This is a genomic window from uncultured Tateyamaria sp., from assembly GCF_947503415.1.
GTDB lineage: Bacteria > Pseudomonadota > Alphaproteobacteria > Rhodobacterales > Rhodobacteraceae > Tateyamaria.
The window spans coordinates 2,006,179-2,019,470 of sequence record NZ_CANNDS010000001.1; the positions used below are offsets into that span (position 1 = coordinate 2,006,179).

The window sequence follows — 13,292 nt, forward strand, 5'->3', positions numbered from 1 at the left end:
CAAACGTGCGTTCGCGCCCTTATGTGGCCGGGGTGAGTGCCCGACCTTATCGGTGTTGCAGTTGACCTGCGTTTTTTCGCCTCCCCTTGATGGGGGACGCCCGGACTTCAAACGATCAGGCGCATGGCGTCAACCCCATCGTCGGGAGTTGCAGAGACACAAATACTCGACAAAACACGCGGTTCTTTGTGATTCCACGCCGTTCCCCGGTGCAAAACCGCCCTTTGGTCCCAGATGAGCACGTCACCGACCTGCCATTGATGGCTGTACACGTATTGACGCTGGGTGACGAAAGCGGTCAGTTCGTCGATCAGGGCCGCCCCTGTTTCGGCGTCCATCCCTTCGACCGCATAAGCGTGGCTTGCAATATAAAGCGCCTCACCCCCGTTGACCGGGTTGCGCCAGACCGCACGCCACAACCGGTCGGGCCATTTGTGGAACATGGGCAGCGCCGCCAGGTCCGGGCTGATCCGCGCGCGGCTGTGCGCGTAGCGGTGCCAGAAGCCGGTGTCTTGAACTTTGGCCTTCAGATGCTGTGGCATGTCCGCCCAGCCTGCGCGGGTAGACGCAAGTTCGGTTGCGCCGCCAGTCATCGTCACGACACGCGCTGTCAGAATGTTGGTGAGCGCAGGTACCGGCAAGAAGGTACTGTCGGCGTGCCACAACATGTTGGCTTTCAGGTGCAGTGTATGCAGGTCCATTTCATCGGTGGTGCTGCCATCCTCCCGCACGTTGCTGACCTGTGGAACGGTGAACGCCTCATCCTTGTCCCGTTCGTCGGCAAGCCGGTCTTCGATGGGACCAAAGAAGTTGGCAAGCCGAATGTGGGCCGTGTCGCTCAGGTCTTGGCCGCGAAACAGCAGTGCGGAATGCTCTTCAAAAAGCGCGCGGATATGGGTGTAGCCGGTGTGTTCAAGCGTGCTTAGGTCCACACCGTGTATTTCCACGCCAAAGCGGTCGGTAAGGGGTGTCATGCGCATCTACTTGGCCCCCTTGGCTTCGATCTGTTCCGGTGTCAGGTCTTTCACCGCGTCCCAGAACCGCGATTTCGGGCTGTTGAGCAGACCCTTCGGATCCATCCGTTTTTTCCACGCCAGATGCGTGTAATCGGCTTTGAGCCCGGCCCCTTCGACGTTCCATGTATGGGCGTCATAGACCGGGAACCCGTTGGCTTCGTATGTGGCGTTGATCTCGGCCAGCCGCTCGGGCGTGGTGAACCAGATAATGGGCAGATCGAAGGTCACGATCTCTCCGCCGACACGTGCGAACTCATGGTGCATCCAGACATCATCGCCCAGTTTTGGCCGCAGCGCCGCGATAGCCTGCGGATCGGGCGGGATCGGGCAGCCCACTTGTTGGTAGGTGGCCGAGCGATCCGCTTTCAGCACTTGCAGCGTTGTGTGGTTGTAGCTGAAGTCGAAGACGTGGGGCAGGCCCATGTCCTGACGCGCAGCATCTGTCATCATCAGGTCCACGTGGCCGCCTTGGGCGGTGATCAGCCTGCGAAACGCGTCCTGATCCTCTGCCGGGATCATGGAGACGAGCAGGTGTTTGTCCTTGCGGATATGGCCGTCGAGCTTGGGGAAGTAGGCGCAAATGCGGGCATCGACCGTGGTGATCAGCTTGGCGGCAATGTTGCCTGCCTGTGCGATGGTATGGCCGGTGGCATAGGCGGTGTCGTAAGCATCGAACGTTGCCATGCAGCCGACCCAGTCGCGTTTCGGCACCGTGCGCAAGGTGACCTCGGTGATCACGCCGTTCAGGCCCCAGGCGTGGTGGATGTGCAGGGTGTCGATCCCTTCAAAGACGCGCGGTTGCGGTTCCGCCTCGACCGACAGCGCAGTGAGCGCCATCAGGTTGCCGGGGTCGCGCAACGCGCCATTGGCAACAGACCCGATGCCCGCACTTCCGCCCGCCACAAAGCCGCCCACGGTTGCAATGTCCTGCGTGGACGGGAACATCGCCATCTCTTGTCCACTGTCCGCGAGTGCCGCATTGATGTCGGCCATCAGTGCGCCTGCTTCGGCCCGCACAAAACCGTCGCCGACCTCAAGCACCTTGTTCATGGCGGTGGTGTCGATGATCAGCCCACCCGCCATGGGCACGGATTGGCCATAGTTGCCAGTCCCGCCGCCACGCAGCACGATGGGGGCGTTGTGGGCATGGGCAGTTGCAAGCACATGCGCCATCTCATCGGGTGATTTGGGCCGCGCCACCAGATCGCCAAAGCAGGTTTTCAGCTCGGCGTTCAGGATGGGTGAATACCAGAAGAAGTCGCGGCTGCGCTTTTTGACCAACACGGGTTCGGCGATGGTCTCGACCGGCGCGAGGGCGGCAGCAAAGGCGTTCCAGTCGATATCGGTCTTGCCGGAAATTGAGGTCATATGAGTGTCTCCGTCGCGGGGCGCAGTGGGGTGCGCCCGGATATCAGGTCTGCGGTGTGGGTCACGGCGCAGGTCAGCAGGTCGGTGAGGGCGGCCCCGTCTACCGTGATGGGCGCTGCGCCAAGTGCGCGTGCAGCATCCGTGGTGATCGCGGGCAGCCAGTCGCCCAAGGGCGGGTCCAGATGGGCGGTCACGCAGGCCAGTGCCAGAGCGGCGCGTGGATCATGCGCGCCGATGGGGCAGAAGGCGTCAGCCACGTTGTCCGACCCCACAACCACCGGCACACCGGCCGCACGCAGCTCGCGCAGTCGGGTGATCCCACGTCGGTCAGGCGTGCCGTCCGTGCGCCCCTGTAGGTAGAGGTTCGTGATCGGCAACGTGCATACAGTGATCCCGGCCCGCGCCAGCTTGTCTGCGATGCGTTTCACATCGTCCGTGGTGCGGTCCATCAGGCTGACGCAATGACCGCAAAGGATGGGGCGGGCGAAACGGGTCTCAAGCGCGACATCCGCGATGGTTTCCAGCCCATTCAGGTCGCCCAGGCCTTCGTCAACGTGGAAATCCAGCATCAGACCGTGGTGGGCGGCAATCTGAAACAGGCTCCGCAACCCGGCCTCGGTGTGTCGGTGCCCATAGATGAAAGCGCCCGCAACGCCGTCGGTCAGAGCAAGAATGTCGCCCACCTTCTGGGCAAACTCAGGCGCGCGCCATTGGTCGATGCCGGTAAGGACGGCGAGTTGCAGGCCGGGATTGTCCTCGGCCATCTCGACCAGTACCGACCACCCGAGTGGCGGGGCAGGGTCGTCGCCCCAATCCACGTGGCTGCGGATCAGGGTACAGCCGTTTTGCTGTGCTTCCCGCAGACCCCGACTTGCACGGCTGCGCAAATCGTTTTCGTCCCAGTACTTTTTGTCCGCATGCTGGCTGGAGATTGCGTGATGCAGATCGCCGCCCACTTGGCCGATGCGGTTGATCGTATGACATTTGTCGAGGTGACAATGCGGTTCCACAAGGGCAGGCATCACCATGAGATGGGCGGCATCTGATGGATTGGTGAGACCGACCAGTTTGCCATCTCGGATCACAGGGGCGCCGCGCAGGCAGTCCCCCTCGGGCACCCCGCCAAAGGTGTCCGGCTTTGCGATCAGCGCTGCGGGAACAAGGATGTCAATCATGCACGCGCTGCAAAAAAGCCATCGAGGAAACTGCGCATCCATGCCCCTTGCGCAGCATCATGTTCCAGCATCAGGCGATTTTGCGTCTCCAGATTCTGAACGCCGGGTTCGGACCAGCGCCCCCACTCATCCGCCCTGACCTGCCAACGCTGAAACCCGGCCATGGTTTGTTCGGGGTGGAACTGCACGCCGACAATCCTGTCGCCCACGCGGAATGCCTGATTTTCAAACAAGGAGCTGCGCGCCATATGGGTCGCCCCGTTCGGGATGTCGAAGGTGTGGAAATGCGATTGCACAAAATGCATTGGCGCGTTCAAAAAATCGCCCGCCTCGCCAGTCGGCGTCACCTCGTACCAGCCAAATTCGTGATTGCCATGTGTCGGTGCGCCAGCCCAAGCGCCCATATGATGAGCGATCATCTGTGCGCCTTGGCAGATGCCAAGAAGCGGGATGCCGGCCGTCATGGCAGCATCAATGATACGGTATTCGTCATTCAGGAACGGGTGCTTCCTGGTGTCATAGGCGTTGTAGATACCGCCATAGACGACGACGCCAATCACATCGTCGGTGATCTGGCCCGCGTCCTGCCCCTGCCATGCCCGCCGCGCATCGCAGCGGATCTGGTTGGCGCCACACCACGTGGTGATCCTGTCGTCCATTGGGCCATCGCCGTGGCGCAGGCAGAGCAATCGCTTGTCCATGTCTTCCCCTTTTGGAAGTGGATGTCAGCGGCCCTAGAGATGTGAATCTGTGCCTGAGATGTGTGGCGAGGGTTTCAAATTTCGGTTCCGCGCGCAAGGGTGGGCCCATGAAATCTCTTGCTCCGCCGTCGATTGCCCCGCCGTTCGCCCGATATTCCCATGGTGTGGAAGTGCCGCCCGATTGGCGTATTGTTCGGACATCCGGCCAGTTGGCCTTGGGATCGGAGGGGGTTGTCCCTGCGGGGACAGAGGATCAGGCAACACTATGCTTTGCCAATGTCGACGCGATTTTGGCGGAGGCGGGCATGGCGTCGTCGGATGTGTTTCATGTGAGTGCGTTTGTGACGGATCGCGCGCATATGGCGGGGTATATGGCGGCCCGCGATGCCTATTTTGCCGGGCGTGAGGTGTTGCCAAGTTCCACCCTGATGATCGTGTCTGGCTTTACCCGCCCCGAGTTCACCGTGGAGGTGGAGGTATGGGCTGCCGCGCCCTAGCCGTGATCGTTCCGGAGCAGCTTGCGGATCGTCCAGACGAACGTGCCGCCGAAGAACAAGGTGGCGAGGCCAATCGCTTCCCAACCGGCGGGGCCTTGGGGGATGCCACGAAATATCAGCGCACCGGTCAGCATAGCAAGGCCCACCAGTGAGAACCAGAAGCGGAACATGAGATCGCCGCGTGTGGGTCCGTATTTGTCTGACATGGGTTTTACTTTGCCGGTGTTGGACCGGGGGTCAACCCCCAGACCCCCGGAGTTTATTTCGCAAGATGAAGATGGATTCTAGCGTTTGTAGGGATCCTCCAGGGCTGGCAGCATTGTACCTGTGCATGTGCCGAACCCAATGCGATAACCATCGCCCTTGGCGTGTCCTGCAAGCGTAAGTGTGTCACCGTCTTCAAGGAAAGTGCGCGTGTCGCCGGTGTCTAGGGTGAGAGGTTCTTTGCCACCCCAGCTGAGCTCCAGCAGGCTGCCGCGTTCCGGTTTTGTGGGGCCGGAAATGGTGCCAGAGCCCAATAGATCGCCCACATTCATCGGGCAGCCCGACGTGCTGTGATGCGCCAGTTGCTGGGCGGCGGAGTAGTACATTTCCCGATAGTTGGTTTCGGCGATGGTCGTCGCGTCCTTGCCATCCGGGGCCAGCGTCACGCTCAGGTCGATGTCGTAGAGCATGGGGCCGGTGTCTTTGAGGTGGTCGAGATGTTCGAATTCGCGCTCCGGTGTGGGCGTGCGGAACGGCTCAAGGGCTGCCTTGGTCACGATCCATGGGCTGATGGAGGTGGCTGTCGCCTTGGCCTGGAAGGGGCCAAGCGGTTGGTATTCCCATGCCTGAATGTCGCGCGCGGACCAGTCGTTCAGTAGGACGTAGCCGAAGATGGCGGCGTCTGCCTCGTCCACGCTGATTGGGCCGTCCGAGGCCATGCCAACGATAGCGCCCATTTCCAGTTCAAGATCGAAGCGGCGGGAGGGCAGGAAGGCAGGCATGTCGTGGTCGGGGGATTTGAGTTGGCCCCATGGGCGGCGGATGTCGGTGCCAGAGACAACCACGGATGACGCGCGCCCGTTATAGCCGATGGGGATGTGCAGCCAGTTGGGCGGCAGCGCGTTTTCCGGGCCGCGGAACATGGTGCCCACATTGGTGGCGTGGTGGCGGCCCGCGTAGAAGTCTGTGAATTCGGACACGACCAGCGGCATGTGCACGGTTGCATCTTCCATCGGCACGAGCAGCGGTTCAACCAGTGCGCGGTCTTTTGATCCGTCTGCCAGCAAGTCCGTGAGGCGGTTGCGCAGGGCCGTCCAGACGGCGGGGCCTTGCTCCATCAATTCGTTCCAGAACGGAACATCGAAGAGCGGTTCGTCCGTGAGGTCGATGACACCCTGTTCTTCGGCCGCGTACATGTCGAGGATCATGTCTCCGATGGCCACGCCGCAGCGGGCATCAAGCGTATCGGTTGAGAAGACGCCGTAAGGCAGGTTGTTCAAGGGGAAGTCCGTGTCGGCGCTGTTGGCGCTGGTGACCCAGGAAGGGTTCAGAGGCATTGCATGGTCCTGTGTGAAAAATCAGTCGTGAAATGAATCGATATCGTCGCGCACGCGACCATCGCGGGTGATCCTGTTGCGCGAGAGCCGGTCGCCAAATAGTGCCATCTTCAGGATGCTGGGCAAGTGCCAAAGCGTGAACAGGCCCAAAGCGATCAGCAACCAGCCGACCCACGATAGGGAAGACAGGAAGTCGATCAATCCGTGCCGCCTCCACCGACATGGTCCGATCCGTCCAGGCGCCGCCCGGGCTGTGTCGGCGTGTGATCAAGAGGCGCAGTGGGAGTTGTCCTGGAGCGCCATGACCAGATGATTGCGATGACAAGGCCGACGAAAATTGCAATCGCGATGAGGCCGGGGTCAATCACGTCTTGTCCGTTCGGTGCCATTGTCCGCGCTCTGCCCCGCGCAGGTCATGTCCGGGTCCTTTGCCGTAGCGGTCGGGCCGGTTGTTCACGAATTTCTGCCACCACGCCCAGAGGATGAAGCCCAGCACAAAGACGATGAACGCCGCCATGAGATATCCAAGATACTCCATCATTTCTTGCCCGGTGTCCCGTCGAATTTCTTCTCAATGTCTGACCAGCAGTCGATGTAGTCGTCCTGCAAGGGTGCCTCTTGGGCCGCGAACTTGGTCAGATGCTGCGGGAAGCGGGTTTCGAACATGAATGACATGGTGTTGTCCAGTTTATGAGGCTGCAGGTCGGCATTGCTGGCCCCTTCGAACGCGTTCTTGTCTGGTCCGTGCGGCAGCATCATGTTGTGCAGGGACATGCCACCGGGCACGAAGCCTTTGGGCTTCGCGTCGTACTGGCCGTAAATGTTGCCCATCAATTCCGACATGATGTTCTTATGATACCACGGCGGACGGAACGTGTCTTCGGCTACCATCCAGCGTTCGCGGAACAGGACGAAGTCGATATTGGCGACACCAGGTTGTCCCGAGGGCGCTGTCAGCACTGTAAATATGGACGGATCGGGGTGGTCGAACAGGATCGCGCCCACCGGGCAATAGGTCTTCAGGTCGTATTTCAGCGGCGCATAATTGCCGTGCCAAGCCACCACATCCAGCGGGGATTGGCCGATTTCCGTCTCGTGGAACTGTCCGCACCATTTGATGGTGAGGGTGGATGGCACCTGGCGGTCCTCAAACGCAGCCACCGGGGCCTTGAAGTCGCGCGGGTTGGCCATGCAGTTTGCGCCGATAGGTCCGCGCCCCGGCAGTTCGAATTTGGCCCCGTAGTTTTCGCAGACAAAGCCGCGTGCGGGGCCTTCCAGCACTTCGACGCGGTAGACAAGGCCGCGAGGCAGGATTGCGATCTCTTGTGGGGCGATGTCGATGATCCCAAGCTCGGTGCAAAAGCGCAGCCGTCCCTCTTGCGGGACCACCAGCAATTCGCTGTCGGCTGAGAGGAAATAGGCGTCCTGCATGGACGCTGTCACCAGATAGATATGGCTTGCCATGCCGACTTGGGTGTTCACGTCACCCGCGGTCGTCATGGTGCGCATGCCGGTGAGCCACGTAAGATCCTGATCGCTGTGCGGCACCGGGTCCCAGCGGTATTGACCAAGGCTGGTCACGTCCTGCGGGATATGGGGGGCGGAGTTCCAATAGGGCAGGTCGATGCGGGTGTAGCGGCCAGAATGTTTGACCGAGGGCCGAATGCGGTAGCACCACGTGCGTTCAGGCCGCACATCGGTGAAGGCGGTGCCGCTCAGTTGTTCGCCGTAAAGACCGTAGTTGCATTTCTGTGGTGAATTCATGCCTTCGGGTAGCGCGCCGGGCAGGGCCTCTGTCTCGAAATCATTGCCGAAGCCGGGCATGTACCCTTCGGTGATGCCTGCGCCTGACGGGGCCTGGATCATACTGTGCGGTGCGGATTGGCGGTTCATCTCTTGCTCCCTTGCGGAATTGGTCGCAGATGTAATAGTTGTTTTTGTAACTAACAAGCGGATGACAATGACAGGTCCAGCGGATTTCGATGTGCGGCAATTCCTGCCTTACCTGCTCAATCAGGCGGCTGAGGCGTCGAGCCTGGAGTTCCAGAAGGTCTATAAGGACAAGTATGGGATGCTGCGCAATGAATGGCGGGTGCTGTTCCACCTGGGTATCTACGGGCAAATGACGGCCAGCGACATTGGCACGCGGGCGCAGATGCACAAGACCAAGATCAGCCGGGCTGTGCAGAGGTTGGCGGAACGGCGTTATCTGACCCGCACGCGGGCAGAGGATGACCGGCGGGTGGAGTATCTGGCCCTCACCGCGATGGGTCAGAAAGTGTATCAAGACCTCAAGAAGACTGCTGCCGACTATGACGCGGCGTTGGTCGATGGAATGTCGGAGAAAGATGCTGCGACCTTGAGGTCCTTGTTGGAACGCTTGGCACTCAGGCCGTAACAGATTTGGCCAGTGAGAAGCTGTTCGCCTCAGCACGTTCCGGGGCTTGATCGGCGATTGCGGATTGAAGCTCGGATTGCCGTGGATGGCGGCGGAACCGATCGAACGCGGCTTTGTCCTGCCATTGGGCGTAGTTGATCACGTGGAGACCATCCTCGGACAGGTGAAAATTCGAGGACACAAAGCCGTCGCAGCGCCGGACCCAATCATCCAGATGGGCAAGGATCGCCTGCATCAGCGGCTCGGCCTGTCCGTCTGCCACGCGAAAGCGCACGATCTGGATGAAAACATCTGGTGTGATCTGGGGCATATCCGGCTCCTTCATGGCGTGGAAGAAAACCTATGCCAGCTGCATCAAAAGTCGACGTCGACCTCGGGCAGGTTCAGCGCTTTGATCAGGTCTCGCAGTTCCTGCCGGGCTGCCACGTTCGAGATGTTGAGTTGTTTGACCCCGATGTCCTTGAGGTCCAGCAGGGTCAGGCCCCGCGGGAACAGCTCTCGGAAAATCACGCGCTCTGAAAATCCGGGCGCGATGCGGAAGCCGATGCGCTGGGCGAGCATCTTGATCGCGCGCTCCATCTTTTCCTTATTGACCATGCGTTGCGCGCCCATGCGGTTGCGCAACACGATCCAGTCGATGGGTTTCAGGCCTGCCTGGGCCCGCAACTGGCGGGCGTTCCACACCATTTCGGAATAGACGGATGGGCCGAGAATCTTTTCGCCGGTGGGATCAATCCGGGCCAGCAAGTCGAAATCTACAAAGCTATCATTGAGTGGGGTGATCAGCGTGTCGGCCAGCGAATGGGCCACTTGGCTCAGGCGGGTATGGGAGCCGGGGCAGTCGATCAGGATGAAGTCGTTGTCCGGCTCAAGCGTGGCAACCGCTGCACTCAGTCGGTGGTCATAGATGTTTTCACCGGGCTTCAGGTCGGCCGCGTCAATTTCCGGCAGGTCGTGCACGTCCGGAGAGGGAAGCTCCAATTCGGCAGAGGCAAGGAATGTTTTTCGGTTCTCAACGTACCGCCCGAACGTGCGCTGCCGCAGATCCAGATCCAGCGCACTGACTTTCTTGCCAGCCCGCGCCAGTGCTGTGGCCACATGCATTGATACAGTCGATTTGCCTGCACCGCCCTTTTCATTGCCGACAACAATGATATGCGCCATGTCTGTCCCCTACTCGAGCATCCGCTTTGCGAATTTTGGGCAACTATATGTTGTGTTGATGCCCTTTGAAAGCATGCATGGAAACTTTCCTGCGGCACCGTGGCGCGGTGATTGCAGTTGGATGTTGTTAGCGCTATCAGGCGCCGTGTGATATAGTAGCCAAGAACCGAGATCAGGAGATAGGAGAGCACGATGCCCCTACACCCAACGATGAAGCGCGTGACCGAGCGCGTGATTGAGCGGAGCGCACCCAGTCGCCGCCGTTATCTGGACCGTATGGCTGCAGCCAAATCGCAGGGACCGGCACGGGCACACCTGTCGTGCAGCGGGCAGGCGCATGCCTTTGCCGCTGCGGGCGCGGACCAGTCACGACTGGCCGAAGCGAGCGTGGGCAATCTTGGGATCGTGACTGCCTACAACGACATGCTGTCGGCGCACCAGCCGTTCGAGACCTACCCTACCCTGATCCGCGACGCGGTGCGTGCGGCGGGGGGGACGGCGCAGGTTGCGGGCGGCGTACCCGCCATGTGCGACGGCGTGACCCAAGGCGAGGCGGGCATGGAGTTGAGCCTGTTCTCCCGTGATGTGATCGCCATGGCTGCGGGCGTGGCCCTGTCACACAACACCTTCGATGCGGCAGTATTCCTGGGTGTGTGCGACAAGATCGTGCCGGGCCTGATCATCGCGGCGCAGTCCTTTGGTCATATGCCTGCAGTGTTCCTGCCTGCAGGTCCGATGACGTCGGGGCTGTCGAATGATGATAAAGCCAAGGTGCGCCAGCGCTTCGCCGCGGGCGAAGCAACCCGTGAAGAGCTGCTCGCCTCGGAAATGGCGGCTTATCACGGCCCGGGCACCTGTACTTTCTACGGTACGGCCAACACAAACCAGATGCTGATGGAATTCATGGGGCTGCACCTGCCGGGGTCATCCTTTGTGAACCCGAACACGCCGTTGCGCGATGCGCTGACGGTCGAGGGCGCGAAGCGCGCGCTGTCGCTGTCTGCCTTGGGCAACAGCTATACACCTGTTTGCAATATTCTGGACGAGAAAGCCTATGTGAACGGGATTGTGGGTCTGAACGCCACGGGCGGCTCTACCAATCTGCTCATCCACCTGATCGCGATGGCGCGGGCTGGCGGTATCATTCTGGATTGGGAAGATTTCTGTGACCTGTCCGAGATCACACCGCTGATTGCACGCGTCTATCCCAACGGGCTGGCGGACGTGAACCATTTCCATGCGGCTGGCGGTCTTGGCTACATGATTGGCGAATTGCTCGGTGCGGGTCTGTTGCACGATGACACGCAGACGGTCGCGGGTGAAGGGCTTGAGAACTACACCCAAGAGCCCAAGCTGATCGATGGTGCGCTGACATGGACACCGGGTGCGGGCACCAGCCTGAATGACAAGATCGTGCGGCCAGCCTCTGATCCGTTTCAGGAAACGGGTGGCCTGAGCCGACTGGTCGGTAATCTGGGCACCGGCGTGATGAAAATCTCTGCCGTGGCATCAGAGCACCGTGTGGTCGAGGCCCAAGCGCGCGTGTTCCACGATCAGGATCAGGTGAAGGCGGCATTCAAAGCCGGTGAGTTCGCGACAGGTGACTTTGTCATCGTGGTCCGGTTCCAAGGGCCAAAGGCCAACGGGATGCCCGAACTGCACAGCCTGACACCGATGCTGGGGATCATGCAGGGGCGTGGGCAGAAGGTGGCGCTGGTTACGGATGGCCGTATGTCTGGCGCGTCTGGCAAGGTACCATCGGCCATTCACGTCTGCCCAGAGGCTTTGGACGGCGGTGTCATCGCCCAAGTGCGGGATGGGGACATGATCCGTGTGGATGCCGAAGCTGGCCAGCTTGAGGTGCTCACCGAAGGTGTGCTTGACCGCCCGCACGCAACGGCTGATCTTTCGGACAATCATTGGGGGGCCGGGCGCGATATGTTCCATGCCTTCCGCAATACTGTCGGGTCTGCCAATACTGGCGCGACCGTTTTTGGAGACTTTTGAATGCTGACCGCCAAAGCCGCCGCCGTGCGCGCCCGCGAAATCTGTGACCTTGCGCCGATTGTTCCTGTCCTTGTGGTGGATGACGTTGCACACGCGCAGCCTTTGGCTGAAGCGCTGGTGGCGGGCGGGCTACCAGCCCTTGAGGTGACACTGCGCACGCCTGCCGCATTGGACGTGATCGCAGCCATGGCGAAGGTACCGGGCGGTGTTGTCGGGGCAGGCACGCTTGTGACGCCCGATGACGTGAAAGCCGCCAAAGAGGCGGGCGCACAATTCGGCGTATCGCCCGGATCCACAGAAGCGCTCATTGCTGCGTGCGAGGCTGAAGGGTTGCCACTGCTGCCGGGTGCCGCCACCGCGTCCGAGGCGATGGGGCTGTTTGAACGTGGCTATGACATGCTGAAATTCTTTCCGGCTGAGGCGTCGGGCGGGGCACCGGCCCTCAAGGCAATCGGCGCGCCGCTGCCGCAAATCTCTTTCTGCCCGACGGGTGGGGTGAGCATGGCCAATGCCGACAGCTACCTCAGCCTGCCGAATGTCGTCTGTGCGGGTGGCAGCTGGGTGGCCCCCAAGGACAAGGTGTTGGCTGGAGACTGGGCCGGGATCGAAGCACTGGCGCGGGAGGCGGCTGGCTTGGCGCGATAGGCGTTGCGGCGTTGAGAAAATTCGGCGAATTTTCTTGGTCGCTCAATAAAAAAGGCCACCCGCACTGGGTGGCCTTTGTCGTTTCTCTGGCAGATCGGTTTAGAAACCCAGACCTGCGTACTTGTTCTTGAACTTCGACACACGGCCGCCAGTGTCCATCAGGCGCGACGAACCACCCGTCCACGCAGGATGTACGGAGGGGTCGATGTCCAGCGACAGCTGGTCGCCTTCCTTGCCCCATGTCGATTTCATTTGAACCACTGTGCCGTCCGTCATCTTGACGTCGATGATGTGGTAGTCGGGATGCGTATCGGCCTTCATGCCTTGGCTCCTTCGGACTTGGGTTTGTAGTTGGTGACTTCCGCGATCCGGGCCGATTTGCCGCGGCGGGTGCGGAGGTAGTACAGTTTGGCGCGACGCACACGACCGCGGCGGACCACGGTGATGCTGTCGATGTTGGTCGAATAGAGGGGGAACACCCGCTCTACGCCTTCGCCAAAGGAAATCTTTCGAACGGTGAACGATCCGGCAATGCCGTGGCCGTTGTTGCGGGCGATGCAGACGCCTTCGTAGTTCTGGACACGGGTGCGCGTGCCTTCGGTCACCTTGTAGCCGACGCGGATGGTGTCACCGGCTTTGAAGTCGGGGATGTCTTTCCCCAGGGCGGCAATTTGCTCCGCCTCGATTTGTGCGATCAGGTCCATTGACCATCTCCTCATGATGCTCGTGGTTTTTCCACGAAGGTTTGTCGCGCCTCAGAGCTCTGTATCTTCACCGGGT

At 60.7% G+C, this 13,292-nt stretch carries 17 protein-coding genes; 4 read left to right on the top strand and 13 right to left on the bottom strand.

The features are described 5' to 3' along the window. Nucleotides 1-107 precede the first annotated feature (107 nt). Genes Q1A32_RS09795 through Q1A32_RS09810 form a run of 4 tightly spaced genes read right to left on the bottom strand, consistent with a single transcriptional unit; the run spans nt 108 to nt 4,260 of the window. Nucleotides 108-980 (bottom strand): TauD/TfdA family dioxygenase, encoded by an 873-nt coding sequence (locus tag Q1A32_RS09795; RefSeq protein ID WP_299652283.1) that lies wholly within the window; start codon nt 978-980, stop codon nt 108-110. Continuing rightward, nucleotides 981-2,384 carry an FAD-binding oxidoreductase gene (locus Q1A32_RS09800; RefSeq protein ID WP_299652285.1) on the bottom strand — a complete coding sequence of 468 codons (1,404 nt, stop codon included), beginning with the start codon at nt 2,382-2,384 and terminating at the stop codon, nt 981-983. It lies immediately after the preceding gene. After that, nucleotides 2,381-3,559, bottom strand: a complete 1,179-nt coding sequence (locus tag Q1A32_RS09805) for an amidohydrolase family protein (protein WP_299652287.1) — start codon at nt 3,557-3,559, stop codon at nt 2,381-2,383. The genes Q1A32_RS09800 and Q1A32_RS09805 overlap by 4 nt, the downstream gene beginning before the upstream one ends. Then, complete coding sequence (locus Q1A32_RS09810; RefSeq protein WP_299652290.1) at nt 3,556-4,260, bottom strand: type 1 glutamine amidotransferase; 705 nt, start codon at nt 4,258-4,260, stop codon at nt 3,556-3,558. The genes Q1A32_RS09805 and Q1A32_RS09810 overlap by 4 nt, the downstream gene beginning before the upstream one ends. A 107-nt stretch (nt 4,261-4,367) precedes the next feature. Here Q1A32_RS09810 and Q1A32_RS09815 point away from each other — a divergent pair, with 107 nt between their 5' ends. Further along, nucleotides 4,368-4,757 (top strand): RidA family protein, encoded by a 390-nt coding sequence (locus tag Q1A32_RS09815; RefSeq protein WP_299652292.1) that lies wholly within the window; start codon nt 4,368-4,370, stop codon nt 4,755-4,757. Here Q1A32_RS09815 and Q1A32_RS09820 read toward each other — a convergent pair. The 5 genes from Q1A32_RS09820 to hmgA all read right to left on the bottom strand — a co-directional run bounded on the left by Q1A32_RS09820 (nt 4,754) and on the right by hmgA (nt 8,191). After that, nucleotides 4,754-4,963, bottom strand: coding sequence for a hypothetical protein (locus Q1A32_RS09820; RefSeq protein ID WP_299652294.1), 210 nt, complete (start codon nt 4,961-4,963; stop codon nt 4,754-4,756). The two genes, Q1A32_RS09815 and Q1A32_RS09820, sit on opposite strands and share 4 nt — an antisense overlap. A gap of 78 nt (nt 4,964-5,041) precedes the next feature. Then, a complete protein-coding gene (fahA, locus tag Q1A32_RS09825; protein ID WP_299652296.1) occupies nt 5,042-6,298 on the bottom strand; it encodes a fumarylacetoacetase in 1,257 nt (418 codons plus the stop codon). Between the two features lie 21 nt (nt 6,299-6,319). After that, the gene (locus Q1A32_RS09830; RefSeq protein ID WP_299652298.1) at nt 6,320-6,499 is read right to left on the bottom strand and encodes a hypothetical protein; all 180 of its coding nucleotides are present in this window, start codon (nt 6,497-6,499) and stop codon (nt 6,320-6,322) included. A gap of 163 nt (nt 6,500-6,662) precedes the next feature. Beyond that, on the bottom strand, nt 6,663-6,839 hold the full coding sequence (locus Q1A32_RS09835) for a hypothetical protein (protein WP_299652300.1): 177 nt from the start codon (nt 6,837-6,839) through the stop codon (nt 6,663-6,665). Continuing rightward, entirely contained in the window at nt 6,836-8,191 is a 1,356-nt protein-coding gene (hmgA, locus tag Q1A32_RS09840; RefSeq protein WP_299652302.1) for a homogentisate 1,2-dioxygenase, read from the bottom strand. Before hmgA ends, Q1A32_RS09835 begins: the two co-directional genes overlap by 4 nt. A gap of 67 nt (nt 8,192-8,258) precedes the next feature. Between hmgA and Q1A32_RS09845 the strand changes: the two genes are divergently transcribed. After that, on the top strand, nt 8,259-8,696 hold the full coding sequence (locus Q1A32_RS09845) for a MarR family winged helix-turn-helix transcriptional regulator (protein WP_299652304.1): 438 nt from the start codon (nt 8,259-8,261) through the stop codon (nt 8,694-8,696). On the opposite strand, the gene Q1A32_RS09850 is transcribed toward Q1A32_RS09845, so the two are convergent. Together Q1A32_RS09850 and Q1A32_RS09855 are read right to left on the bottom strand one after the other, a co-directional pair. Next, nucleotides 8,686-9,006, bottom strand: a complete 321-nt coding sequence (locus Q1A32_RS09850) for an antibiotic biosynthesis monooxygenase (RefSeq protein ID WP_299652306.1) — start codon at nt 9,004-9,006, stop codon at nt 8,686-8,688. The genes Q1A32_RS09845 and Q1A32_RS09850 overlap by 11 nt on opposite strands. Nucleotides 9,007-9,050: 44 nt before the next feature. Further along, entirely contained in the window at nt 9,051-9,860 is an 810-nt protein-coding gene (locus Q1A32_RS09855) for a division plane positioning ATPase MipZ (protein ID WP_299613019.1), read from the bottom strand. Nucleotides 9,861-10,052: 192 nt separating this feature from the next. On the opposite strand from Q1A32_RS09855, the gene edd reads away from it, so the two are divergent. After that, nucleotides 10,053-11,867, top strand: a complete 1,815-nt coding sequence (gene edd, locus Q1A32_RS09860) for a phosphogluconate dehydratase (protein ID WP_299652308.1) — start codon at nt 10,053-10,055, stop codon at nt 11,865-11,867. After that, entirely contained in the window at nt 11,868-12,512 is a 645-nt protein-coding gene (gene eda / locus Q1A32_RS09865; RefSeq protein ID WP_299652310.1) for a bifunctional 4-hydroxy-2-oxoglutarate aldolase/2-dehydro-3-deoxy-phosphogluconate aldolase, read from the top strand. A 99-nt stretch (nt 12,513-12,611) separates the two neighbouring features. Here the strand turns inward: eda and rpmE are convergent, their stop codons facing one another. Both rpmE and rplS read right to left on the bottom strand, forming a co-directional pair. Next, complete coding sequence (gene rpmE, locus Q1A32_RS09870) at nt 12,612-12,833, bottom strand: 50S ribosomal protein L31 (RefSeq protein ID WP_189368161.1); 222 nt, start codon at nt 12,831-12,833, stop codon at nt 12,612-12,614. Further along, nucleotides 12,830-13,216 (bottom strand): 50S ribosomal protein L19, encoded by a 387-nt coding sequence (gene rplS / locus Q1A32_RS09875; RefSeq protein WP_299613014.1) that lies wholly within the window; start codon nt 13,214-13,216, stop codon nt 12,830-12,832. The genes rpmE and rplS overlap by 4 nt, the downstream gene beginning before the upstream one ends. Nucleotides 13,217-13,292 lie beyond the last annotated feature (76 nt).

Coding starts and splice junctions, on each gene's coding strand:
- rplS (WP_299613014.1), bottom strand. CDS start 13,216: ATGGACCTGATCGCACAAATCGAGGCGGAGCAAATTGCCGCCCTGGGG.
- hmgA (WP_299652302.1), bottom strand. CDS start 8,191: ATGAACCGCCAATCCGCACCGCACAGTATGATCCAGGCCCCGTCAGGC.
- edd (WP_299652308.1), top strand. CDS start 10,053: ATGCCCCTACACCCAACGATGAAGCGCGTGACCGAGCGCGTGATTGAG.
- Q1A32_RS09805 (WP_299652287.1), bottom strand. CDS start 3,559: ATGATTGACATCCTTGTTCCCGCAGCGCTGATCGCAAAGCCGGACACC.
- fahA (WP_299652296.1), bottom strand. CDS start 6,298: ATGCCTCTGAACCCTTCCTGGGTCACCAGCGCCAACAGCGCCGACACG.
- Q1A32_RS09845 (WP_299652304.1), top strand. CDS start 8,259: ATGACAGGTCCAGCGGATTTCGATGTGCGGCAATTCCTGCCTTACCTG.
- eda (WP_299652310.1), top strand. CDS start 11,868: ATGCTGACCGCCAAAGCCGCCGCCGTGCGCGCCCGCGAAATCTGTGAC.
- Q1A32_RS09835 (WP_299652300.1), bottom strand. CDS start 6,839: ATGATGGAGTATCTTGGATATCTCATGGCGGCGTTCATCGTCTTTGTG.
- Q1A32_RS09810 (WP_299652290.1), bottom strand. CDS start 4,260: ATGGACAAGCGATTGCTCTGCCTGCGCCACGGCGATGGCCCAATGGAC.
- Q1A32_RS09815 (WP_299652292.1), top strand. CDS start 4,368: ATGAAATCTCTTGCTCCGCCGTCGATTGCCCCGCCGTTCGCCCGATAT.
- Q1A32_RS09855 (WP_299613019.1), bottom strand. CDS start 9,860: ATGGCGCATATCATTGTTGTCGGCAATGAAAAGGGCGGTGCAGGCAAA.
- Q1A32_RS09850 (WP_299652306.1), bottom strand. CDS start 9,006: ATGCCCCAGATCACACCAGATGTTTTCATCCAGATCGTGCGCTTTCGC.
- Q1A32_RS09820 (WP_299652294.1), bottom strand. CDS start 4,963: ATGTCAGACAAATACGGACCCACACGCGGCGATCTCATGTTCCGCTTC.
- Q1A32_RS09800 (WP_299652285.1), bottom strand. CDS start 2,384: ATGACCTCAATTTCCGGCAAGACCGATATCGACTGGAACGCCTTTGCT.
- Q1A32_RS09795 (WP_299652283.1), bottom strand. CDS start 980: ATGCGCATGACACCCCTTACCGACCGCTTTGGCGTGGAAATACACGGT.
- rpmE (WP_189368161.1), bottom strand. CDS start 12,833: ATGAAGGCCGATACGCATCCCGACTACCACATCATCGACGTCAAGATG.